Here is a 23881-nt window from a genome sequence, read left to right on the forward strand (position 1 = left end):
GCGTAAGGAACACATGAAGACTGAAAACAGCTCAGGTGAACATATCATCGCGCACCTGTTCTGGTATTAAAACTGTGCTTGCAGTGCTGGCTTATCCTATCAATGAAACACCGGATCTTGGCAGGAACATATCCTCCGGGCCGATACAAAGCATGGATTGGAAACCCTTCCAACTGATAGTCAGGGAGCAGTGCCACCAGCTCACCTGTATTCAGCGCTTCTTCAAAGGCCCAGCGCGGCCCAAGATGTACCCCTTTACCAGCCAAAACCAGCTGTCGAACTGCAGACACGCTGTTAACTGTAAAGCCCCCTGACACTTTGACTCGTGATGTTGTTTCACCTTTTTTTATACTTACCTGACTGTTAGCCTGAGCGCGTGAATAGAATATAAACTGGCACCGACTCAGCCCGGATGGATCCGTTACCCCATCAATCTGCTCCAGATAACCCGGGCTGGCAACCAGTACACGCTCAGCAGTGCCCAACCCTCTGCAGATCAACCCTGAATCCGGCAGCATGCCAACACGTACTGCCACATCAATGCCATTGGCAGTCAGATCTTCAAAATGACTTCCCAGTAACAACTCGACTTTAAGATCAGCATAAGCGGCCCGCATCTTGTTCAGTACAGGTACAACAAACTGAGTACCAAAATCAACTGGCGCAGCGACCGTCAGAGTTCCACTGGGTTGATCCTGCAGACCTCGCAGACGACTTTCCAACACAGCCTGTTGCTCAGCAATGTGTTTTAGCCCTTGAAAATATACGAGCCCAGCCTCGGTTGCCTGAGATCGCACTGTAGAGCGATTGATCAGTTTAACACCCAGATGGCGCTCCAGTGCAGCCACTTTACGGCTCACTGAGGAAGGGTCCGTATTCAATTGCTCAGCTGCGCCTTTGAGGCTGCCCGCCTCAATCACTTTCAAAAAAGTGAGTTCATTTGTGTTCATTGCTTTTTGCGATATATGCAATTAATAAATGAAATTTATGGCATACCTGAAATAAACGCAAGCGACTAAGCTTACTTTCGTCAATTAACCCACACAGGAGAGCGTATTATGTCTACTTCAAACACCCTTCTTGATTTGACCGGTAAGGTCGCCATTGTTACTGGTTCTGCCCGAAACATGGGGCGTGCTTTTGCTATTTCACTGGCGGAGCGTGGCGCCAATGTTGTCGTACACTATCACAGTGATTCGTCGCTTAACGATGCTGAGCAAACCGCCGCCGAGATTACTCAGATTGGCAGACGAGTACTATTAGTTCAGGGCGATCTGAGTCATGAAAGCCAGGTTCAGGCCCTGTACCGACAGACTCTGGAAACCTTTGGCCGCGTTGATATTGTTATAAACAACGCCGGGAAAGTCCTGAAAAAAGCCATTGCCGATATTTCTGAACAAGAGTATGACCAACTCTTCGCGATTAATACCAAGGCACCATTTTTAATGATGAAGCATGCTGCTACGCATATTCAGGATCAGGGTCGAATCATTAATATGGGCACTTCATTACTGGGCGCATTTACTGGCCTTTACGGCGCCTATGCCGGTGCCAAAGCCCCACTGGAAGACTTTACCCGTGCACTTGCTAAGGAAATTGGCGGTCGGGGGATCACTGTCAATGTGGTAGCACCAGGCCCGATAGATACCGCATTTTTCCACGGCGAAGAAAACGCTCAGTCCGTTGCCTATCTCAGTGCAGCAAGCGTGCTTAATCGTCTTGGTAACATAGATGACGTCGTACCTATGATTGACTTTCTGGTCAGTGAAGAGGCGCGCTGGATCACGGGTCAGACTTTGTTCGTCAATGGCGGCTTTGTTACCCGTTAAAAACGATATGACCAGCTCAGGCGCAAGTTTCTTGGCGCCTGAATATACTTAACGGGAGACACACCCCGCGCGTTGCCGTGATAATAGGTTTCATCGAACAAATTCTCGATATACAGGCCCATCGTGCTGTTGCCTTTTGTGTAAGTTAGATTGGCATTGAGCGTCATCCAGGCGGGTATGGTGACGACCTCAGTGCCGCTTTGTTGAAAGCGATTGGCTTCGGTCAGTACTTTATCCCAATGATCGATAAACACAGAGACCTGCCAGTGTTGATCCAGCGTGTAACCCAAACCCAGTTTAACCTTGTAACCTGGTACATTCAGCACCACAGATTGCCCTGCAACCTGGGTTTTATCCGGTGAAACATAGCGCATAGCCAGTTGCCCGTGCCAACGCCGGGCCTGCCAACGCAGCTGGTTTTCCCATCCAGATACTCTGTGCTCTCCGGCTACTATTGTACGCCAAATCTGGGTATTCGGGTCCTGTACTTTTTGATAAAAGTTCTTTGCCTGCATACTGTACAAGGCTGAGATATTGGCAAACTCAACCCCTTGCCAACTAAATTTACTGCTCCAGTTAAGCTCATACATCTGCATGCTTTGTGATTCTATCTCGTCATCAACCACCAGATCGAACTCAAAAATGGTTGGCGGACGAAACGCCTTGCCATAGGTCAGTTTGAGTGCATGATCTGGGTTTGGCTGATAGACCATGTTGACACGGGGCAGCCAGCTGGCATTGGTATAATCCTGACGGTGATACCTGAGCCCGGCATTGATTTTGAGCGTTCGCTCACCAAAGCGCCACAGCCTTGAATACTGACCAAACACGGCGTGCTTATCAGAACGCTCTTTGTCTGTCGGCCAGGAATCAGGCGTGATCAATCTAATCCCCTGTGCAGTTTGTCGGTATTTGACTTTGCGGCCGATTTCGGTGCGCCAGCCATCGTACCCCAAAATCCAATCCTGATCAGAATCGCCCTGGTAGGTCCATTGGGTATTGAGCCGTATTCTGTCTGACGGCCCTATGTCTTCACGTTCAGTGTATAATGCCAGTTCTTCATAACGCGTTGCCTGATCGGAGTTATCAACACTGAGACGATATTTCTCTTTGTACTCACGAAAATAGCTCAGCTCAACATTGCCCGACCAGTTTGCTGACGGTTGCATGTTTTTACCCAAATAGTAACTACTATACCCACGATACGCGTCGTCTCCGGTAATGTAGTCAAATGCGACAGCTTCTATACCACTGACATTGGTAGTGCGAGTGAGGTTATTGCCAAGATAAAACCAGGGCGTAGTCAGTCGGCCATCCAGCGTAATGTTTTTCTCTCGATTGCGAAAATCATTGGGGTTGTGGTTTCTTAATGCGTCTTTGCTGTTGCGACTGAATGCTTCATCATCAACCAAAAATTCACGTATTTCACGGTAGTCCTGATCGCTTTCAAAATAACTGGCCGACACCGCCAGTTCAACTTTGCCTTGTTGATAATGGAACAGACCATGCCCATGGCGCGTGCCCACGTCACCGACCAGCAATGACACTTGGTTCACACCACTGTCCAGACGGGTGATCACATTGATCACCCCTTGCGTTGCATTACCACCATATAAGGTAGAGTTTGGCCCTTGTAATATTTCCACCCGCTCAATTCTGGCGCTTGGAAAGTTATTCATTATAAAAGCTTCATTGGCCAGCAAATTTTGTACTTCACGGCCATCTATCAGCAACAGGGTACCCGACATATTCCCGGTAAATCCCCTCTGACCTCCTGGTAACCAAGCCCACTGATAGAAATAATCCATGTTGGGAACGGAGGCGAGGATCTCTTTTAAATCGCGCCAGCCATAACGCTCAATATCCGAACGATTAATCACATAAACCGTGCCGGATGAAGCCAGCCAGGATTCGCTCTTACGTGCTGCGACGGTCACATCCTGATCGAGTAGCTCCTCAAATGACATTGCAAAAAGCGCATCCTCCTCTTCTGTCTGAGCCAACGTTAATGAAGTGTGCGATATCGCGCAGATAAATAAAGAGGTAACTAATCGGTCCATATACTGCTTTTTTAATGAGAGATCTCAGGGAAGTATAGCTAAGCATTTTGACTTTTGAGTGAAACTTAGAAATGGCAGAAAGCACAGTCGTCACAATATGGGGGAAGCGGCCAGAGATTGGAATGCTGCTTAACTCACTGGCTCATCAATCAAGCTGTAAATAGAGCCCAGTTCGGGCTCTAAAGGATTATGCACAACCTCATAGTTGATTTTTTAAATACTCAATTGCGGCTGCTAGCTGATTATCCTCGTTGGCAATAATGGATTCTATGGTACGAGGGACATATATATCGGGTTGCACGCCGCGGCCAATCAATATTGAACCATCAGCATTGTCAGCACGCATTCCGGTATACCAAAAGCCAACGCCAGCCCCTTGTTCAGAATCAAAATAGTTGGCGATCATAACCTCACCATTTATGCCTGAAGTCGCAACTCCTAATACAGGTATCCCCGCTTTTTTTGCAAAAATAAGTGCATGTTCATTGAGGCTAATACTTTCGCGTGATGCCAAAGCGATTACAGGAACATCGATTGGGTTCTCGGAAACCTCGATGGTTTGTATGATTTGTTGAGAATGAAATGCTCGCCTTGCAGGACCTTTCCTGTGATAAAAGTACAATTCTCCATTCTCGATTGGCTGGTCGATAAACCAGGATAGCCCTTCCTGCCAGGCAAAAAAGTCTTTTGGATACCGCCTGAGATCAAGAACAACCGCTCGTGCGCTCTGTAACCGAGCCTTCGCTTGTTGAATATTCTGCTGAGTCAGGTTATATAGATTAAGCTGCCAAACACCATCCTCCAACTCTCTTACAGTTTCAAAATCATACGGTACTATTTGCCGCCACTGGACAAGTGTCCCTTCGCTAACATGAATTTTGTTTGAGTTAACCTCAATCTCACGGCCATCAGGCTTCCTAAAAATGGCATTGACAGGTGCTTGTGCGACAGAAAAGTTGAGATACTTTGTCGCATAGTTTTTGCTGGTATGGTCATTGTTTGTCAGCCAGCTTGCCCGCTCTTCAACCAGATCTTCGAATGGCACGTCATTGAGCATAAGTAACTCATCACCAACCTCTATCTCAGGACTCGCGACATCGAATAAACCAACTACTATCGTCTTACCCTCAACCCGACGCAGTATAAAAGGGTAGTTGTAACTAGGCTGAGGCTCATAACCCAAGGGGTAAGAAATTCGAACATGCTCGTCTTGTAGCTTTTTAAATTCGCTATTGATAGCTTTGATGCGGGTGGTTGGCACTTCCTCAGTACAAGCTTTCAGTAAGGGCATTAAACTACGCTGCCAATTTACGTCCACCTGTTCGAAATACGGCCAGTAATGGTGAATTTCCCCCCACATCGCTGAAACGGTCGACATACAGACGACAGGAGATGAAAAGTCAGTGCCAACCTGCCACTGGCGATAATCACTGTAGTTTAGCCCTTGCTCACTGGCTGACTGAGGTAAATACAAGGGCATATATAAAGTACGCCAGCCATATTTTACTCTTACAAAGTTGCTATCTGGTAACTGTAGATTGGCTTTCATTGTTTCGTGATTACCTGTAGACAGTTGCCGTGTAAAATAATGTATCGTCCTTGCTGCTTCCTGTTGCCACGTGACTACAGGCTCATGTTTGCTCAAGTCAGGTAGCGCTCTTCTGCGCTCAACGATAAATGGCGCAATTTCTCGCAGCCTTTGCAAGGCAACTTCTTGCCTTCGATATGGCTCTGTCTGACTCAACTCAACGATAGTTTCGGCAACAAATTTGTCCCAGTTAGTGGCTGCAACCGCCTGACTGGGGTAGAAGAACTTCACTCTATTCGCAAATTTAACGAACTGTTTGATATCTTTTAGTAAAGCTCTGTCTAAATTAACTGTAGGGGAGGGAAGCAGCGTTGTAGCATCTGCCTCAAGCGGCGCATGTTGGGCAAGCGCTAATGTCGCTGGAGCCAGGAAAATCGCTGATGTAATCAGTGAAGCTGTGGCTAGTTTCCTTATTATCATTTTTAATCTCCGTTTGGTTAGGCAATCTATAACCTAGCAAGTAATAATAGGTACATTCAACGGCAATAATTTACACATAAAACGACTGATAACTTAGATTAGGAAAGCAACCATACAGCAAGCCTAAATAATGTGTAAAAATGTTCAGTACGCAAATAGCTCCCCCGCTCAGCTAAGCCTTTTTCTGCTGAAAACGCGCTCAAATCAGCACCTGACTTAGCTAAAACCAGCAAAAAGTAAGCAACGAAATATTTGTTTTATTGAATTTACCAACACAAAAAAACCAATACATATTATAACGTTAAGTTAAACCTTCTTTTTTAAACGATGACGTTTACAAAATGTCAACCTTGAATTCCCTCTCCATTCACCTTAAAATTTATTTTTATTGAACGGTCAATTAATAAAAATATGCCTAAAGTCGGAATGGAACCAGTGCGTCGCCAACAACTGATTGAGGCGACCTTACAGTCAGTGGCAGAGCTTGGATTACAAGCCACCACGATTAACAGCATCAGTAAAAAAGCCGGGATGTCGTCGGGGATCATCAGCCATTACTTTGGCGGTAAGCAAGGTCTCATCGAAGCCACGGTGCGCTACCTGCTGAGCAGCCTGCAACGCAGTTTGCTGCATAAAACAGCACAGGGTTGCTCCCCTGAGCAGCGCCTGATGTTTATTGTCGAAGCCAACTTTGCTGTGGTGCAGCAACAGCGCGAAACCACCCGCACATGGCTGAGCTTTTGGGCGCATTCCATGCACGATGCGCAGTTACATCGTTTACAGCGCGTCAATGCGCGCCGACTTTACAGCAATTTATTGTATTCGTTTAAACAGTTAATGGCCCAAGGCGAAGCACATGAAGCTGCTGAGCTAAGCGCCGCTATGATCGACGGCCTGTGGCTCAGAGCCGTTCTCAGTAAAGCCGATGATGCGCAATTTGACAGCGCGCAGGATCTGGCCAAACGCTATATCCAGTCCCTCATCCAACAATTTGGAGTCTAATATGTCCACACCTGTCTACCAGAACTTTATTCATGGCCGCTACCTTGCCAATCAGACCGGCGAGCAGTTTGCGGTAAAAAACCCCGCGACCGACGAAGTCATTTATCACGTTGAAGTAGCCGATGCACACATTCAAAAAGCGGCCATCGACAGTGCCAAAGCCGGGTTTGCGCAGTGGTCAGCCATGACCCCGATTGAGCGCAGCAGAATTCTGAATAAAGCGGTAGCGCTGTTGCGTGAACGTAATGATGAGCTAGCTAAAATCGAGGTGCTGGATACAGGCAAACCCTGGCAAGAAGCCGAATGCGTTGACATTCAAACGGGCGCTGACGTGATCGAATACTTTGCCGGACTGGCGCCTGCACAAGTTGGCCAGCAACAAATGGTCGGCGATGATTTTTACTATACCCGCAAAGAACCGTTAGGCATTTGCGCAGGCATTGGTGCCTGGAACTACCCGCTGCAAATTGCTTGCTGGAAATCTGGCCCGGCACTGGCGGCTGGTAATGCTTTGATCTTTAAACCATCTGAAGAAACGCCGCTGGGTGCAATGAAACTGGCTGAGATCTTTATTGAAGCAGGTATGCCAGCAGGTGTCTTTAATGTAGTACAGGGTGCCGCCGAAGTCGGACAATGGCTGACACTGCACCCGGAAATTGAAAAAGTCTCGTTTACGGGTGAAGTGGGCACAGGCAAAAAAGTCATGCAAAGTGCGGCGTCTAACCTCAAAGACGTGACTATGGAGCTGGGCGGTAAATCGCCGCTGCTGGTATTTGACGATGCCGATATCGAGCAAGCGGTCAGTGCTGCCATGCTGGGCAACTTCTACACCCAGGGTGAGATCTGCACCAACTGTACACGTGTTTATGTGCAGCGCGGCGTGTATGAGCAGTTCCTTGAGCAGCTTAAAACCCGCACGGAGCAAAATATTATCGCCGGCGATCCACTTAACCCCGAAGTAAATCTGGGTGCCTTGATCTCGAAAAAACATCAGCAGCTGGTGCTGGATTACATTGAGCAGGGCAAGCAGGAAGGCGCAACTGTGCTGACCGGCGGCCATGCTCTGAGCCCGGCTTCGGCACCTAACGGCTACTTTGTTGCCCCCACCGTATTCACCGACTGTCACGAAGACATGACCATAGTCCGCGAAGAGATTTTTGGCCCAGTGATGTGCGTCATGGTGTTCGATGACGAGCAAGAAGCGATTAACCGTGCCAATAATACGCACCTGGGCCTGGCGGCCGGGGTATTCAGCCGCGATATTCAGCGTGCGCACCGCGTGATCCACCAGCTACAGGCTGGTATTACCTGGATCAACGTCTATGGTAACTCACCCGCCGAAATGCCGGTTGGTGGCTACAAACAATCCGGTATTGGCCGTGAAAATGGCATTGAAACACTGGATCACTACACCCAGACCAAGTCTGTTTACGTAGGTATGAGCCAAATCGAAAGCCCATTTTAAGCAAAGGAGCCAGACTATGAAAAAAGTATTCGACTACATTATTGTCGGTGCTGGCTCAGCAGGCTGTGTACTGGCAAATCGATTGTCCGCCAATCCACAACACCGGGTGTTACTGTTAGAAACGGGTGGCAGTGATAAGAGCATCTTTATCCAGATGCCCACGGCGCTGTCTATTCCTATGAATACCGATAAATACGCCTGGCAGTTTCATACCGAGCCGGAGCCGTATCTGGACAACCGGGTGATGCATTGCCCGCGCGGTAAGGTACTGGGCGGCTCATCCTCTATCAATGGCATGGTGTATGTACGTGGCCACGCCAAAGATTTTGATGAATGGCAGCAATACGGTGCGCAAGGGTGGGATTATCAGGCTTGTCTGCCCTACTTTAAACGTGCCGAAAGCTGGTATCTGGGCGAAGACTCGTATCGGGGCAGTGAAGGCCCGCTCGGCACCAACAATGGTAACGAAATGGCCAACCCGCTGTATCGCGCATTTATCGAAGCCGGTTCACAGGCAGGATATGCCAGGACTGACGATTACAATGGCGAGCAGCAGGAAGGCTTTGGCCCGATGCATATGACGGTAAAAGATGGCCGTCGCTGCTCCGCCAGCCGCGCTTATCTCGACCCTGTAAAGGGGCGTGACAACTTGACCATAGTCACCGGCGCGCTGGCGCACAAGGTGCTGCTGGATGGCAAACGCGCTGTGGGCGTGGAATATCAATGCAAGGGTAAAACCCATCGCGCCACTGCCGAGCGCCGCGTGATCTTAAGCGCCGGACCAATCGGCTCGCCGCACCTGTTGCAACTATCGGGTATTGGCGATCAGGATGCGCTCAAAGCCGCAGGCGTTGAGGTACAGCATCATCTGCCCGGCGTCGGTAAAAACTTACAAGACCATCTGGAGTTTTATTTCCAGTACAAGTGTAAGCAGCCCATTACCCTCAATGGCAAACTGGACTGGTTCTCTAAGGGATTGATCGGTGCACGCTGGATCCTCAACAAAACCGGCCTGGGTGCCACCAATCATTTTGAATCTTGCGCCTTTATCCGCTCCAAAGCAGGTGTTGAGTGGCCAGATCTCCAGTATCACTTTTTGCCCGCAGCCATTCGCTACGATGGCAAAAGTGCGTTTGACGGACACGGTTTCCAGGTCCATATTGGTCACAACAAACCGAAAAGTCGCGGTGAAGTCACCATTAAATCGGCCGACCCGACTCAGGCCCCCAAGATCCAATTTAACTACCTGGCACATCAGGACGACATCGAAGGCTTCCGCGCCTGTGTTCGCCTGACCAGAGAGATCATCGAGCAACCGGCCTTTGATGCCTACCGCGATGGTGAAATTCAGCCAGGTAAAGACGTACAGAGCGACGCAGAAATCGATGCTTTTGTACGCCAGGCAGTCGAAAGCGCCTATCACCCGTCCTGTTCATGCAAAATGGGTGAAGACGACATGGCCGTGGTGGATTCAAACACCCAGGTGCATGGTATCGATGGCCTGAACGTAGTGGATTCGTCTATCTTCCCGACGATCCCCAACGGCAACCTCAACGCACCAACTATTATGGTCGCGGAGAAAGCCGCAGACATTATTCTGGGCCAACCGGCCCTCAAAGCAAACAATGCTCAGGTTGCCATTCACAACCAGTGGCAAGCAGTACAACGTAGCACGGAGATTTAACAAAGCCACCTGCGGTCCAATCGGGCCGTGGGGTCTGCAGTGGTGCACGATACAAATTGGTTGTATCGGGTTAATGCGGAGACAATAAAAAACGGAGAGACAATGAGTTATTTTTACTTATTTTGGGAGGGTGACAATGACAGTATGGCTTAGTGCAGGCATTGTATTTACCCTAATTGCGATTGCTTTTATTTTATTAAAATGGGGGAACCTACGCTGTGTCGGTGTGACACCAGTTAAAACCTTTACCTTTATTGCTATTTTATTTACGTCCGGGCTGGATGTCGGACTTATCATGTTTCCGCTGACGGAGTTTGCGGGTTACGCAGACATAAAAGCAAGCCCAGAGTATGCGTTTGCCAATCCACTTGCCATCGAATTTGGCTTTTGGGGCTTCCTGATCTGGGGATTTTATTTTCTGACGTGTTTTTATTTCTGCGTAATAGAACCTAAGGTGAAATTTTTCGAGATCCCTTGGGTTAAATTCATCAATAATGTAGTCATTATTGGTACTTGCGCCTTTACGGCTTATCTGCTGCTATCTAACCTGCCCTGGTATATGCCAAATGTGGGCGATGGTGAATCCATTATTCCGACCTTTTATCTCATTGTGTTCGCCGCCATTTGCTTTGCGGTGTATTCGAGTACCAGCCTGAAGTACGTGCGTATTCTGAGTATTTCTACAACCTGGATGTTCATCGCCCTGATCGCCTTTATGTGGGCCTCTGCATTTGTCTTTGGCGACAGTGAAATAAGCGCCTTTACCAACAATATTGCGCTGCTGGGCGGCTACTTTAGCAATATCAACGAGTTTGTATTGCCACTCAATGATTACCATGAATTTTACCTGTTCTGGTGGTTCGCATGGAGCATCATGATAGGTCAGTTCACTTCACGCTTTGTCGGTGGTCTGAAAACCTATCAGGTACTGGCGGCCATGCTGGTGTTCCCGTCTATTCCCATCGCCGTGTGGTTTAGTGTGTTGTATCACTACCATGAAGCAGGCATTGACACCGCAGGGATTAAAAACCTGGCGATGGTCATTGTTGGCGTGATTTTCGTGATCAACTCTCTGGACTCATTAATTAGACTATATACCGATAACCTTGGCCTGACGGTTAAAAAACTCGGGAAACGCAACTATATTTTATTTAATATTGCCGCGCTGTCATTGCTGACGCTGCTATTTAAACTAAACTTTTTGCAGATACAATGGGTTGGTGCACTGGTTATTGCGCTCTTTTTTGGTTGTTTTGGCTATATTTGCTACAGCAAGTTCAAAACAGTGGCCAATATTACCCGTTCACCCAAAGAGAATACCATCGACTTCAGCCGTATCGAGACCGTAAACTAAGGTTCAAAAGAAATGAAAATAAATTTTAAAACTACACTCTGCGCACTTCCTCTGGCCCTGCTGTCGAACATGGCTGTAGCTGGCTGGTCAACCACCATTACCGGCACCTCGGACTATACCTTTAACGGGGTGTCGCAGACACAGAGCGACCCGACTATTCAGGGTAGCCTGGACTACGCAGCCGATGCGGGCTGGTATGTGGGCACCTGGGCCTCAGGTGTAGACTTTGGCGAAGACACTGGCCATGAGTGGGACTTTTACGTTGGTCGCTCGTCGGAGCTTTCCAGCGCCTGGTCTGTGGACTATGGTATCGCCTACTACACCTATCATGGTGGTGATGCGTCCAGCGACTATAACTACCCTGAAGTCTACACAAAGTTTGCTTACGCCAGTGGCCTGGGCACCACCAATATCAACTTCTGGTATAGCTGGGACTACTTTGGAGTAGATGTCGGTCATAGCATTGTGATGCTGTCGCATACCTTTGATATCGCGGATAATCACTCAATCACCCTCAGTGGTGATGTATCGAACTCGTTCGACGCCGACAAGTATGCCTGGGATGGGCTCGACAGCTCTTACACCCACTATGCCGTGTCTTACACCACCACGCAGTTCGATTTCGATCTAACCTTTACCGTGGAAGACACCACCATAGATGGCGAGCATACCGACGAGCGCTTTGTGTTCTCAATTGCACGCACGTTTGATTTATAATCAATAAACCAGGCAGGTACTTACCCCTAAAGTACCTGCCTGGTACTGTCCGCTAGCACAAACCACCGCTGTGCTATAATCAATCTTATTTAGAGCAGATTGACGCATATGTATCGGCCTAAAAGCATCATCCTGATCTGTGTATCGCTTTGCGCATTTGTATCGTCTGTTGCCATACCTTCACCTCAGCCAGAGAATAGCGCCTTTCCAAATCTAACACTGCTCACAGAAGAATACGCTCCTATCAGCTATTACGAGGATGGTGAAGCTAAAGGCTTTGCCGTCGAGCTATTAGCAGCAACATTGGTCGAAGCGGGTTCTACTCAAAACACGGATGATATTCAGGTCATCCCCTGGGCCAGGGCCTATGACACTGCGCTCGCTGAGCCTTTCACACTGTTATTCTCAACCACTTACACAAAACATCGCGCTAATTTGTTCCACTGGTCCGGGTTTATTCTCAGAACGCAAGTCGTTGTATTTACGAGGGCAGAAAGGCGGTTGAAAGTATCGAATAGTGAAGCACTCAGCACCCTGCGTTTGGGTGTGGTCCGAGACGATGTCGCTGAACAACTGTTACTTAGCTTAGGGTTAAACCAGAAAAATATTATCCGCAATACTCAGCCAGATTACCTCATTAACATGCTGCTCAGAGACAGAATTGACGGCTTTGTCAGCTCAACTGTGATTGGCAACTGGTATTTTGAGCGGCTCGGCTTAAACCGAGCTTTGTTTGAAATAGCCCACGTAATAAACGACTCAACTGAACATTTTGTCTTTAGCAAAAACACACCTCAGATCATTTCAGAGCGCTTTAAGCATGCACTTGATAACGTAAAAAAGCGTCCATTTTATCAACAGCTGTTGCGTAAATACCCTTCCGTTAATGTCAATCTGCCCTGACAAGGACATACCATAAACGGCCTATTGTGATTTACATTGGCAGTTTAAGAACCACAACGAAACGCACTGGGCACAGCCCCGGTCCAGCGCTTAAATGCACGCCGAAAGCTGTGTACATCGGCAAACGCCATGGTATTGGCGAGCTGGCTGTTATTCCATTGATTAAGATCCATCAGATGCAACGCTTCTTGCCCCCTGACTTCATCTACCAATAGTTTGAAATTTGTACCATCTTGCTTAAGGCGACGCTTCAATGTTGCCGGGCTCATGCCCAGATAGCTGGCAGTATATTCCAGTGACCAGGCCTGCCCCAGGTTCTTCCTGAAGATGCGACGCAGGTGAGCCTGCAGTAACTGCGGCGGGTGCAAAAGGTGTTTGGCTGTGTGTTTTGCCTGAGCAAACCGCAGTGTACTGGCTTCCTTGAAGGGCTGGTAAAGCGCCTCCTCAGACAAAATAATGGCGCAGCGCGGCGCGTCAAACCGAACATGTTCACCCAGATAGACCGGATAGTGCAAATCCTGCCCGGGTTGTGACCATGGCAGCTCTATCTTCACCCAGGTCTGCGCACCGAGTTGCTCTTTAAGCAGCAACCGGCAGGCCGAGAGCACAATTTCAAAGAGCATCCGCTGTTGTGTACTCAATGATGCTGATTCAGTCAGCCTGATATAGAGCTTGCCCTGATGTCGCTCCACGTTGAACTGGACCAGGGTCTCAATGCCCTTTTGAACGCTTGCCCAGGCAGTAAGGGCGCCACTTAAATTCGGTGCATAGCGCCATAGGTCAAACAAAACATGGCCATGTCCGGTCGCTATCCTTTGCCCAAGCTCCAGGGCTAGCTGAGGCTGTTCAGCCAGCTCTCGTTTGAGCTTTTTTAATATAAAAAGCACGCTGGCTGGCGCAACCTGGGCACCAGGGTAGGCCAAGTCTTCAAGAAATAACTGAGACCCACGAATAAGCTGATGTGGCTTTATCTGATGGTGCTCGGCCAGTTCCAATATAGTAATGAGGAAATGCGCCGGCATACGCTTGTCATGCAAATAGGCAAAGTTTCCAGGTATCATACTGCCTCCAATGCCGCAGAAGACGCACGTTTCGCCCCTGCCAGCCGTTGATTGAGTCGCTCAAACAACGCTTGTTCAGACTCACCTTCAGTTCGGGTAGCCTGAACGGTTGTTACAGTCAGCGCCCCTTTTAACGCTGCGTTGCTACAATCCTGAATTAGCTTAGAAAAAACATCGACCTCATGGGGCGGTGTATCCGGCAGCAATACGACAAAACGGTCACTGGTATAACGACAGGCAAGATCAGTCTCTCGGAGCGCCACTTCCAGTGCCGAAGCAACCTCGTTCAGTGCCTGATCCCCTTTATGAGCACCATGCTCCCGATTGTATTGAGCAAAGCCGTTGATATCCACCATGACCAAAGAAAGTGGCTGATTACGTTTGTCATGCAATACTGCCTCGCGGTTGAGCTGAATCAACAGATATTGAAGGCTATACAGCTGGGTGACAGGGTCTATCAGGCTGTGTTCTCGGTGAAAGTGTTCCCTTTGCTTTAGCTGGCGATTGACCGCCTGTTGTTCTCGGTACCAGATAACCAATCCCCAGGTGAGCAGCGTCATACTGATCGGGGCCGGCAACGACTCCAGCCAGGTAAATAAGTGACTTTGCGGCGGGTAAGCGATGAACTCGTCCAGTACGTCAAGCCAGGTTGTGAGCCAGTAGGTTGCAGAACCAAACAACAACATAGTGGTCACTCGACCTCTCGGACGACATAGTGCCAAGAGTATTAGCCAGATTGCGGCCATCATAGACGCAGTGGCCTCACCAATTAAGTCAACCCAGTCAACGTCATGCATTGATTTTAGCTCACCAATGAACAGCGCCAAACTGGTCAATACAGTACTGACAACCAGCGCTAAGCATAAACTGCTGACATTCTTCATCTTTTAAGCCGGATATTGATTATTTCGGGTATCCTAACGACGCTATATGACACTTTTAAGACGTCGTCGCTTAAGGCCTGAGCTATTTAGACCCGGCCGGAACGGCTCACGTAACATCGCATCAATCCCTGATAAATCACAACACAAACCAATATCCGCCTGTTTTTATTGATATTTCCGATTGAATATGACGTGTTTTCTATGACTAAGCAGCTCATTCCCCCGCGAATTTAACGCTCAACCAGCGATAAATCGCATACCTCCAGGCAATCACAGGTTAGGGTGAAACAAAACTGTCATATCGACTTTTTAAGGTAGCCGCTCACTTATATCCATTAGCGGTGTCAAAGTCAGCTTAGTGTGCGACAAGTTGGCCCATCTCCGCTAATACTCTGTGACGTCGGAACTTAAAAATGAAAATACAGAAGTTATACAAAACAACGCTTATACTGGGACTATTGAGTACGCTAGGCGCTTGCCAAAATCAGACACACCAGCAAACGGCTCAGCAGCCTTTGCAACTCGATACTCAAGGCTCTACGGCAGCTATAGTGGATAGTGTTCAGGTGTCAGGCAAAAACCAGATACTGACCGCCTCTGAGCGCGAGGGATTGGCGTTGCACCAGGGAGGCTCACTTATTACACATCTCCCGGGCGCGTTCAAACAAGTCCGATTGAGCGAGCTGGGTGATAACCAGTGGCTATATGCTGCACTTGAGGGCAGCAAAGATAGCGTTTTTGTGGGCACACTGGATGCCAATTCAGAACAACTGCTACCACGCTTTGAGCTTTCGCAGACCGGATTATTGGTCGATAACCTCTGCTTATTCGCTGATAAGGCCAATCAGACATTGTCTCTGTTTGTCTCAGACGGGCGAGGAAGAGCGGAACAATGGCTGTTACGTCAACAACAAAGCTGGTTGCAAACCCCACTGCTGCTGCGATCGCTGTCTTTACCTTATGATGCTGATTCCTGTGCAGTCGACCCGGGCAATGGCTACCTATACGTTAGTGAGCCATTAGGTATCTGGCGCTACTCAGCTCGTATTGAAGTTAACCCTCAGTATTACCCGGTATCTTTGGTCGCCCCTTACGGAAGTCAGTCAGAGCCAGCCATTAGCCTGGCAACCAGTGACTCAGGAGAACTCTTTGCATTACTGGAAAACGGCCAGCAAGTGCTTTACTGGGATACCCCAGACGCTGCCGATAGCTGGTTACCGGCAGAGACCTTAGCACTTGAAAACGGCAAAGCTACCATGATGAACCTGAGCCAGCCTTTAAGCACAGATAAGGCCACACTGAGCTTTACCGATGAACAGCAAGGCCAATATGCGACAGCTCACATCACCCTCAACTCAGGAGTCACAACAAAAACCTTACCAGTCGTCAGACCCAAAGCACAGAGCCAACCTGCGACGCAATTTGGTGATGCGATGGACGACCCGGCTATCTGGGTTCACCCTGAAAACCCCGATGCTTCACGGGTACTGGGCACTCATAAAAAGCAAGGCCTGGAAGTCTACGATCTGCAGGGCAAGCTGTTACAAGAATTCAAAGACGGTCGACTCAACAATGTCGATCTACGTGATGGTTTTAGCTGGCAAGGGCGCACTATCAGCATCGCTGCAGCCAGTAAGCGCAATGATGACAGCCTCGCATTTTACGGTATAGAGGCAAACGGCAACGTCTTTCGTCTGGGCAGTGCACCATCGGATCTGGAGGAGATTTATGGGCTGTGTATGGCTACTTTTGAGGGCAGTCACTACGTGTTTGCAAATAACAAAGCCGGTCTGACCTTTCAATACAGAGTGAAAGCCAACCAGGGTAAGTTGTATGCAGAAAAAGTGCGAGAAATACTACTCAGTTCTCAACCAGAAGGTTGTGTGGCAGATGATGCCCGTGGGCGATTGTTTATTGGCGAAGAAGACGTAGGGATCTGGGCCACCAGCCTAAACCCGGCGGATAACAGCCAGCCGGTTACAGTAGCAAAGGTAGGTGAACACCTGGTCGATGATGTCGAAGGCCTGGCACTGTCTATTGGTGACGCTCCTGTCCTGGTTGTTTCCAGCCAGGGCAACAACAGCTACCAGCTTTACGAAGCAACGCCACCCTATCGCCATTTGGCTGGATTTCGCGTTGGTCTGGATGGCTTTAAAGGCCTGGATGGCGCGTCAGAAACCGATGGTCTGGCCCTGTCGACCCGGCTACGAACCCAAGATTATCCCGAGGGGTTACTGGTACTTCAGGACGGCCGCAACCGCTTTCCCGATCAGCCGCAAAACTTTAAATTTGTTAGCTGGCGGGATGTGCTGGAGGCTACGGAACTTAACCAATCCCAGAAATAAAACTTCAATGTTTAACGCGGAGGCCAACAGGGCCTCCGCAACTCGCTTACCAACATGCTTTTAGATGAGCTTAATTAAATTTAGTTAATTACCCCTTACTAGCATTTTGTTGCATCACCTGGATCAGTTGCTGATGGTTAGTCAATAATGACTGGATCACTGCCATCGTTGCTTTTGGCCCCGCTTGACGTTGCTGCTTGACCCGCTCAAGCTGCGTGGTCAACGTTTTATGATCCTGCTGGTTTTTTTCAAATACCAACTGGGCGTCGTTGAACACCCGAGTTTGTGCCTCAACCTTTTGCTTTGCTTCGTCATACTCTAACTTGGCAACCTCAGCTTCTGCTTTTGCCTGCTGATGTGCTTTGATAGTGGCGTCCTGATCGTAAGATTGCTGCAATTGTGCCTTCAGGCGCTTTTCAAGCGCGCGCTCTTCATGGGCTTTCTTCGTTTCATAATTGTTTTCGGCGACGATGAAGTCTTTGCTAACCTGAGCAAAGCGTTTCTGTTGCTGCGAATAGTTATCTTCCGCGTCGTTCAAGGCACTTGTTACCGCTTCAAGCTCCTTGCTTAAAGCTTGTTCCGCCTGGTTTAGCTGGACCTCATTCTGTGCTTGCAGGTTGGCTGCCTCGGCCAGACGTTTACGCAGTTCATGTTCCAGCGTCTCTATGGTTGTTTGTGCAGCGCTTCCGCCCCCAGCACCGTTGAGCATTATCTGATTGGCCGACTGATTGAGCTTTGTAATGCCGCTGAGGTTTGCAGTGAGATCAGCCAACTTGCTACTGCCCTTTGCCAGTGACACCGCCTCATTAAGCAACGTGGTCCCCACCTGTTTATAACTTTGTAGCAATTCACTGGGATCGTTGTCGTATGACTTCAGGTTCCAGTTACCTATGTCGTCTTTAACAAACACCATACCCACATCACCATTGCCGCGTGCAAAAGCGGTATTGACCTGATTCCAGTTCGCATCCGTGATCAGACGTTCCACCATTCGTGTTCTGTCATCAGCCTGCCAGCTATCCCCCTCTCTGTCAGGGTAAGCCTCCATCCAGTCGATCATATTCAGATAATCTGTACCACTGGCCCCTCTGAGATACATACTAGTTGGCAGTAGGCTGGCGGTACGCTCAGAACCTTTGTCTTCCTGATGCCGAATGGCATCCGCGCGCGCGACCAACTCATTGCCCAGCTCCGCCGCTGCAACCGATGCGCGTCCCACCACGATCCTCACTCGTTTGGATTTTGGCAAAATAGCCATCTGCGTGGCAGCCCATTGCTCGGCCCCTTTTCTCAGCATGTGTCCTGTTTTAGCTATTCTGTTTAGGCACTCCTGGTAACGACTGTCCACATCCTCATCTTTGTTGTACAGCGCTGAAGCACAAAATCGAATGCTCTTGCTGAGTGGATCATGTGGGTCTAATGGTAGATTGATATAGTTAAGCACCGCCAGCATATTCGTTTTTACGTCGGACAGTACCGGGCAGACTCGATGCAACTCGTCCTCTTGGCTTGTTTGCAAGCGATTTTTATCCTTGCTGCCAAGTAAAGCCTGGGGCTTTTTGGCAAATAACTTCGGATACTGACTCACAATATGAGCAGGTAAGATCTCGCTCAACGGCACAGCGTTAGGCATTGCTGTTGGTTTTTGTGTACTATAGGGGAAAGACATCGCGCTACCTGACTGGCCGAGTAATGACTCAACTGCAGATAAGCTCGTCATAGATACCAGGTACTCACCTTTGAGGTTACTTATCTCTGTTACCGCGGTTTTAACCTCACCCTGAACCAGTGGTTGCTTTTTCAAATTAGTTTGTGATTGGGTTAATTTGTCTGTCAGAGCTTTGAACACAGTGGCATCAAACCCTGTGAAAGCCAGTTGCTGTGTCTGTGGAATAATAGCCAGCACTTGTGCGATACCATGCAGTCGCTCTATTTCGCTATTAAGAGACTTAACCAACTTCTCTTGAAGTTCTGTTTCAGCATTACAATTTTGCGGGTTACATTGCTGATTGCTGATTTGAGCAGTTAAACTCGAGATTTGCTGTGCCAGCGAGAAAACCTCGCTCAAATCAACTAATCCATCCCCTCCCTGCAGCATCAGGCATTGCTGCTTCGCCAACTTGTCAGACCCTTGCCCAAAACAACCTAGCTGGCACTGGCTCAAATGAAATTCACGTACCAGAATTTTCAGTGTTTCATCTGCCACACTTAAAGTACCGCTCAGTTCTGCCTTTTGCACCTCCAGCGTTTTAGACAAAGGGCCGTTATATTGCTCAACCACAATCCGCATAGAGCCTTCTGAGGAAAGCGATTTGCAACCACTTAGGGCCCACAGCACAAGCATAAAAAAACAGACCAAGAACTTATTCATCTGTCACCTCCTTGCAGGCGGATAAATCAGGTGAGCTGAGAGCGCTCGTCGGCTCCGAGTTCAACGTTTCGGTTGTCAGTTTGGCGACCAGTTCACAGAGTTGTTGAGTAGACTTAAGGCTATCGGATTGCAGCTCTATCATTGGATTGGTTTGATCTGCTGCACGCAGTGATTCTGTGGTGCGCAACTGCGCCTGAGTCAGAGGAAGCAGCCCCGCTGACTGGTCATTTTTAGCCTGGATCACTCGGGCTGATAGCTCCTTTAATACCGATGTCAGTGGTTCACTGGAGCTGTGCATCGCCATGACCAGCCGTTCATCCTGGTCCAGTGTTCGCCAGCCTTCCGGGCCCAGAATCTGAAACCCTTTCCTCTCTGTTGGCCCACTATTTTTGCATAACACTTGATTGGATGCGCTTTTTTGCTCAGACTCTGCTGGTTGGCCATATTCGTGCTCAATTAAAGGCGACACAGAGGTGGCTATTTTAAGTTGCTCATCCATTGCCGCAGATAAACGTGTAAACACCGACTCGGGCACACCAGAAAATGACACCTGGCTGACAGCCAGATTTACGCGCTGGTTTAACATGGCTTTAAGTTTGCTGCGCAACTGAGTTGCGGTTAACGCAGACAAATGCTGGTCGTCGAAATTAACAACCGCTGGTTCCTCGCCGATAGATTTGAGCACAGCCGCGAGATCCGGAAAAGCAGCCTCAGCTTCTTGCTCTATTTTGGCCATTAATTCTTCAATCAGTAACTGCGCTCGCTGCGTTTTGGTTTCCTGATCAAGTTTATTCAGCTCTGCCACTTCAGAAGGTGTTATATTTTTCGCGATCCAGCGCAACAACTCATCTTCATTTGGTACCGGTATAGTAAACTGAGCCAGTAAACTGCCTCTGGCCTGCTTGTAGTTGTTATATAGCGTGCTGGATACAGGCTTATCGTCAATTTTTGCGTCTGGTTCAAAAAGATGTTTGTTGGCTTTAATCACTTCAACAAAAGCAGGATTAAAGTCGCTTTGAGGTACAGTGCGGTTATCTTTCAGAAGTTTCGACCAATTCGTGCCGGCGTTCAATAGCACCGCTTCCGTGATTTGTGTTTTGAGTAGAGCGGAATATGCCTTTAATATATCTATTCTGAATCGTTTGTCCGCGAATTGGGTGAGCGCGTCGCTGGCTTGCCTCAAATGTGCATTCTTTACTTCAGCCGCGCCTTCGTTGATGGCATCCTTTAGCGCAGTATGCAGCGTGCCACTTGATGCCGATACCAATTGCTCACTGGCATCAACAACTTTGTCTATTTCGTCAGTCAGTTTACTTACTTCATTGAGCTTATCTGCGGGGACATCATCAACCTGCTTACCCATTAGCTGATTCAAACTTGTGATTAAGTCAGCGGGGTCATGACTGTCACCGCCTTTTTCCTGATTTCTCAGCCGCTGGTATTCTTCCAATAGCCGCTGATATTCCGCCCAGGCATTGGCCTTGATCTGGTTGTTGCGTTGTGTTTTGTCGCTGACGTATTTAAACTGTCCTGTGGCCTTATCAAAGCCGATGTTGGCGCCAAAGGGGTCGATCTCCCAGCTTTTCAGTGTGCCAGATTCAAATTGAATTTTATTAGCCACTGTGCTGGCTTTACCAGTCATCACAAACCGGTAAAGAGACTGAAACTCAGGCACTTTATTCTCTTGCTGAGTATCACAGGGATCAAAAACCCGGAAATAATAGGTATTTCTGAATGCCACTTGATCGTCCTGAAACTTTGGGTCGGCCCCCTTTCGAACATGATGCGCATCCGAATAACTGCAGGCGCTCAAACTCACGCTCACCAGTATGCAGCCAAATTGGTACCACCTACGATTAACTTGCCAGGCCATGCAGCGCTCCTTGTATTCAATTGCTAAGATCAGTTTATAGATCCATCAGGTTTCTCAAAGTATCGATATGGTCCCTTTCTACATCGCCATGCGATGTCGTTAACGCAGACCAGTAATGAGTGTGTTTAAATGGTGGCCAGCCACCTCTTAGTACAAAACGCTCCGCAATTGGAGTGGTGTTCAGCTCATCACCCACAGACACTTTGTCGCAGACGAATTGCTTATCGACTCTGCCAGAAATAATATCGCCCCATATCAAACAGAACGATGGCGAAGAAATATTGCTCCACCTGACCGGTGCAAATACCGCGCTGTGGTGCAGATAAAAATTGCCGTCCTGCTGATAGCAAAAGTTGCGATAGGGGGGCTTTGCGTTAAGGCCATCAACAGCAGAAGGAGGCGATGTCGGATAGTAACGATCGGCTTTGCGCCGTTTAAAATCGTCATCACTTTCGGCCATCAGAATATCTGCATAGGTCAGCGGGCTGCCCACTGTAATAAAATCAGAAATCAGCCAGTGATGGTTACCATCCCTTAACTGTTTTAGCTGTCTGAAAAGCTCTTGCTGAAGGGCTCGATACTCACCCTGATCAAACGCTTTACCCTCAGTCAGATCATTGGTCAGTGCTTGTAATTGCCCAACGGTTGCCAGACAACGTTGATCCAGGGGGCTCGGCGCTCCAGCTATACTAAAGCGGTGACAGTGTGACCACAAAGCCGACAGCACATCATAGGCAACCATAGCCCCCAAACTATGCCCGACTAAAATAATACGCTTATATTTGCCGCTGTTTTGCAAAGACAGCAAGAGATCGAATGCCTCCTGTCGAATCGCTTTACGTACCTTGATGTTATCCGGGCTTGCCCGAGTATATCGCGCTGCATCGCCCAGGTATCGGGTAGTATGACTCAACAAGAACGCAACAACAAAGTACCCTGCTGCGGTAACAACATTCGGAAGCGCCGTGTCAATATCCAGTGTGTAATTAAGGTAGGCATACACCAAACCAGTCATCACCAGCAGCCCCCAAAATACGGACCACAGAGGCTGTAGCGTGGTGGGATGATTGCTATATCTGCTGCGGGCACTGAGCATCAGGCCCATAAACCAGCTTTTTAGCTGCCCGGTTGAGGTGCCAGCGGTTTGATGCGCCCAGTAGTATTCATGAAAGTCCACGTCAGCAGACAACTCACCATGCTCATTCTTGCTATAGCCAACGAGCGTGCGATGATCAAAGGTCTGAAAATACTCGGTTGGCTTATTCCAGAAGTGTGTTTGATTCTTACCGGGGTGATTTTTCCAAATCTCTTTCACAAACCCCCGAATGGTTGCCATCGGCTTTTGTTCGCCTATACCGTGGATCACCACAACGGCTGTTCTTCTTGTCACAGTCAGCTTCCTTCGCTATCAGAACAGGACTATAAATCAGCCTTATACGGGTGTCGTACTCGATATTAAATTTGATCCACTGCCAATCTGTTCATAAATCATTCAAACTTTAAAGCTAGGCAAAGATCTTGGTTTATTCAATTTTTTAAAAATATCTGTTATCAAATATGCATGGTAATCACCTAAAATTTGCACCACACCTCGCTGATAGGTGGAGAGCACTTCATATCTAGATACAAGGAATATTCAATGAAGTTAGCTCATCAAAGCGGTAATGCGCCGCAGGTAGCGGCTAACAATACGAGTGCACAGCCAACCACCGGTGCACCAAAAGAAATGCGCGATGCACTCACCATAGTTGCAAAACAGCAGTTGCAGAGTGTACCTGAGGCTGATCAGCAGGTATTAAACAGTGCAAATTTATCAAGAGCCAGGCTATGCGCTTAAAGAACTTACTTGTTTTTCATTAGAAAAAGTAAGTACTTAAATTGCATATGCCATTTCAATGTTAAATAAGGAAAATTAAATATGAACTTAAAACTCAATAAAAAAGCGCAAAAAACCTCTCAAAAGATAAAACAGCAGTACCCGCTGAACTAACGCCTGAGGATTTAAACGAATTTAGCCAGATGCTGGAGAAGATAACCGTCGAAGCGACGTTGAACGCAGAGAAGGATGAACACTTGAGCTATGAGAAACCTGCAATCTATTTCAACACATAGTCGTAAAAATTCGCCAAGATAAACGGGTCATCAACAAATCCATCTTCCTGGCACCAGGTATCAATCTTGAAGGTCATAAAGAGCTTATGGGTATGTGGATTGCCGAGAACGAAGGAGTCAAGTTCTGGTTAAACGTCTTAACGGAACTTCACCAGCGTGGTGTTGAAGATATACTTATTGCGTGTGTGAATGGGCGTTGTTTCCTAAATCATT

The 23881-nt window shown here is 48.2% G+C and carries 17 protein-coding genes and 1 pseudogene; 10 read left to right on the top strand and 8 right to left on the bottom strand.

What is annotated here, in order from left to right; genetic code table 11:
* Positions 1 to 44: 44 nt before the first annotated feature.
* On the bottom strand, positions 45 to 950 hold the full coding sequence (locus CWB99_RS22195) for a LysR family transcriptional regulator (protein WP_138552199.1): 906 nt from the start codon (positions 948 to 950) through the stop codon (positions 45 to 47).
* A 108-nt stretch (positions 951 to 1058) separates the two neighbouring features.
* Here CWB99_RS22195 and CWB99_RS22200 point away from each other — a divergent pair, with 108 nt between their 5' ends.
* Positions 1059 to 1829 carry an SDR family oxidoreductase gene (locus tag CWB99_RS22200; RefSeq protein ID WP_138552200.1) on the top strand — a complete coding sequence of 257 codons (771 nt, stop codon included), beginning with the start codon at positions 1059 to 1061 and terminating at the stop codon, positions 1827 to 1829.
* On the opposite strand, the gene CWB99_RS22205 is transcribed toward CWB99_RS22200, so the two are convergent.
* Together CWB99_RS22205 and CWB99_RS22210 are read right to left on the bottom strand one after the other, a co-directional pair.
* Positions 1826 to 3889, bottom strand: coding sequence for a TonB-dependent receptor plug domain-containing protein (locus tag CWB99_RS22205; protein ID WP_138552201.1), 2064 nt, complete (start codon positions 3887 to 3889; stop codon positions 1826 to 1828). The two genes, CWB99_RS22200 and CWB99_RS22205, sit on opposite strands and share 4 nt — an antisense overlap.
* Before the next feature lie 199 nt (positions 3890 to 4088).
* Positions 4089 to 5897: a S41 family peptidase gene (locus CWB99_RS22210; protein WP_138552202.1), complete on the bottom strand. Its 1809-nt coding sequence runs from the start codon at positions 5895 to 5897 to the stop codon at positions 4089 to 4091.
* A 411-nt stretch (positions 5898 to 6308) separates the two neighbouring features.
* On the opposite strand from CWB99_RS22210, the gene betI reads away from it, so the two are divergent.
* The 6 genes from betI (at position 6309) to CWB99_RS22240 (ending at position 13022) form a co-directional block, all read left to right on the top strand.
* Complete coding sequence (betI, locus tag CWB99_RS22215; RefSeq protein ID WP_138552203.1) at positions 6309 to 6899, top strand: transcriptional regulator BetI; 591 nt, start codon at positions 6309 to 6311, stop codon at positions 6897 to 6899.
* Position 6900: 1 nt separating this feature from the next.
* Positions 6901 to 8364, top strand: a complete 1464-nt coding sequence (gene betB, locus CWB99_RS22220; protein WP_138552204.1) for a betaine-aldehyde dehydrogenase — start codon at positions 6901 to 6903, stop codon at positions 8362 to 8364.
* A gap of 16 nt (positions 8365 to 8380) precedes the next feature.
* A complete protein-coding gene (betA, locus tag CWB99_RS22225; RefSeq protein WP_138552205.1) occupies positions 8381 to 10048 on the top strand; it encodes a choline dehydrogenase in 1668 nt (555 codons plus the stop codon).
* Positions 10049 to 10184: 136 nt separating this feature from the next.
* A complete protein-coding gene (locus CWB99_RS22230; RefSeq protein WP_138552206.1) occupies positions 10185 to 11402 on the top strand; it encodes a BCCT family transporter in 1218 nt (405 codons plus the stop codon).
* A gap of 12 nt (positions 11403 to 11414) precedes the next feature.
* Positions 11415 to 12119 (top strand): TorF family putative porin, encoded by a 705-nt coding sequence (locus CWB99_RS22235; protein WP_138552207.1) that lies wholly within the window; start codon positions 11415 to 11417, stop codon positions 12117 to 12119.
* A 108-nt stretch (positions 12120 to 12227) separates the two neighbouring features.
* Entirely contained in the window at positions 12228 to 13022 is a 795-nt protein-coding gene (locus CWB99_RS22240; protein WP_138552208.1) for a substrate-binding periplasmic protein, read from the top strand.
* A 44-nt stretch (positions 13023 to 13066) separates the two neighbouring features.
* On the opposite strand, the gene CWB99_RS22245 is transcribed toward CWB99_RS22240, so the two are convergent.
* Both CWB99_RS22245 and CWB99_RS22250 read right to left on the bottom strand, forming a co-directional pair.
* Complete coding sequence (locus CWB99_RS22245; RefSeq protein ID WP_138552209.1) at positions 13067 to 14083, bottom strand: AraC family transcriptional regulator; 1017 nt, start codon at positions 14081 to 14083, stop codon at positions 13067 to 13069.
* Positions 14080 to 14967, bottom strand: coding sequence for a GGDEF domain-containing protein (locus tag CWB99_RS22250; protein ID WP_138552210.1), 888 nt, complete (start codon positions 14965 to 14967; stop codon positions 14080 to 14082). Before CWB99_RS22250 ends, CWB99_RS22245 begins: the two co-directional genes overlap by 4 nt.
* A 413-nt stretch (positions 14968 to 15380) precedes the next feature.
* Between CWB99_RS22250 and CWB99_RS22255 the strand changes: the two genes are divergently transcribed.
* The gene (locus tag CWB99_RS22255; protein ID WP_138552211.1) at positions 15381 to 17312 is read left to right on the top strand and encodes a phytase; all 1932 of its coding nucleotides are present in this window, start codon (positions 15381 to 15383) and stop codon (positions 17310 to 17312) included.
* A gap of 88 nt (positions 17313 to 17400) precedes the next feature.
* On the opposite strand, the gene CWB99_RS22260 is transcribed toward CWB99_RS22255, so the two are convergent.
* The 3 genes from CWB99_RS22260 to CWB99_RS22270 are packed head-to-tail and all read right to left on the bottom strand — an operon-like array spanning position 17401 to position 22946.
* The gene (locus tag CWB99_RS22260; RefSeq protein ID WP_138552212.1) at positions 17401 to 19683 is read right to left on the bottom strand and encodes a hypothetical protein; all 2283 of its coding nucleotides are present in this window, start codon (positions 19681 to 19683) and stop codon (positions 17401 to 17403) included.
* Positions 19676 to 21556 carry a hypothetical protein gene (locus CWB99_RS22265; RefSeq protein WP_138552213.1) on the bottom strand — a complete coding sequence of 627 codons (1881 nt, stop codon included), beginning with the start codon at positions 21554 to 21556 and terminating at the stop codon, positions 19676 to 19678. The genes CWB99_RS22260 and CWB99_RS22265 overlap by 8 nt, the downstream gene beginning before the upstream one ends.
* Before the next feature lie 34 nt (positions 21557 to 21590).
* Complete coding sequence (locus CWB99_RS22270) at positions 21591 to 22946, bottom strand: alpha/beta hydrolase (protein WP_138552214.1); 1356 nt, start codon at positions 22944 to 22946, stop codon at positions 21591 to 21593.
* 249 nt (positions 22947 to 23195) lie between these two features.
* Here CWB99_RS22270 and CWB99_RS22275 point away from each other — a divergent pair, with 249 nt between their 5' ends.
* Positions 23196 to 23393 (top strand): hypothetical protein, encoded by a 198-nt coding sequence (locus CWB99_RS22275; RefSeq protein WP_138552215.1) that lies wholly within the window; start codon positions 23196 to 23198, stop codon positions 23391 to 23393.
* 271 nt (positions 23394 to 23664) lie between these two features.
* Positions 23665 to 23881 (top strand): annotated as a pseudogene (locus CWB99_RS22280) (transposase); the annotation flags it as partial.

This window comes from Pseudoalteromonas rubra, assembly GCF_005887095.1.
Taxonomy (GTDB): Bacteria; Pseudomonadota; Gammaproteobacteria; order Enterobacterales; family Alteromonadaceae; genus Pseudoalteromonas; species Pseudoalteromonas rubra_E.

Coding starts and splice junctions, on each gene's coding strand:
- CWB99_RS22245 (WP_138552209.1), bottom strand. CDS start 14,083: ATGATACCTGGAAACTTTGCCTATTTGCATGACAAGCGTATGCCGGCG.
- CWB99_RS22210 (WP_138552202.1), bottom strand. CDS start 5,897: ATGATAATAAGGAAACTAGCCACAGCTTCACTGATTACATCAGCGATT.
- CWB99_RS22275 (WP_138552215.1), top strand. CDS start 23,196: ATGAAGTTAGCTCATCAAAGCGGTAATGCGCCGCAGGTAGCGGCTAAC.
- CWB99_RS22265 (WP_138552213.1), bottom strand. CDS start 21,556: ATGGCCTGGCAAGTTAATCGTAGGTGGTACCAATTTGGCTGCATACTG.
- CWB99_RS22255 (WP_138552211.1), top strand. CDS start 15,381: ATGAAAATACAGAAGTTATACAAAACAACGCTTATACTGGGACTATTG.
- CWB99_RS22240 (WP_138552208.1), top strand. CDS start 12,228: ATGTATCGGCCTAAAAGCATCATCCTGATCTGTGTATCGCTTTGCGCA.
- CWB99_RS22195 (WP_138552199.1), bottom strand. CDS start 950: ATGAACACAAATGAACTCACTTTTTTGAAAGTGATTGAGGCGGGCAGC.
- betI (WP_138552203.1), top strand. CDS start 6,309: ATGCCTAAAGTCGGAATGGAACCAGTGCGTCGCCAACAACTGATTGAG.
- CWB99_RS22260 (WP_138552212.1), bottom strand. CDS start 19,683: ATGAATAAGTTCTTGGTCTGTTTTTTTATGCTTGTGCTGTGGGCCCTA.
- CWB99_RS22205 (WP_138552201.1), bottom strand. CDS start 3,889: ATGGACCGATTAGTTACCTCTTTATTTATCTGCGCGATATCGCACACT.
- CWB99_RS22230 (WP_138552206.1), top strand. CDS start 10,185: ATGACAGTATGGCTTAGTGCAGGCATTGTATTTACCCTAATTGCGATT.
- CWB99_RS22250 (WP_138552210.1), bottom strand. CDS start 14,967: ATGAAGAATGTCAGCAGTTTATGCTTAGCGCTGGTTGTCAGTACTGTA.
- CWB99_RS22235 (WP_138552207.1), top strand. CDS start 11,415: ATGAAAATAAATTTTAAAACTACACTCTGCGCACTTCCTCTGGCCCTG.
- betB (WP_138552204.1), top strand. CDS start 6,901: ATGTCCACACCTGTCTACCAGAACTTTATTCATGGCCGCTACCTTGCC.
- CWB99_RS22200 (WP_138552200.1), top strand. CDS start 1,059: ATGTCTACTTCAAACACCCTTCTTGATTTGACCGGTAAGGTCGCCATT.
- betA (WP_138552205.1), top strand. CDS start 8,381: ATGAAAAAAGTATTCGACTACATTATTGTCGGTGCTGGCTCAGCAGGC.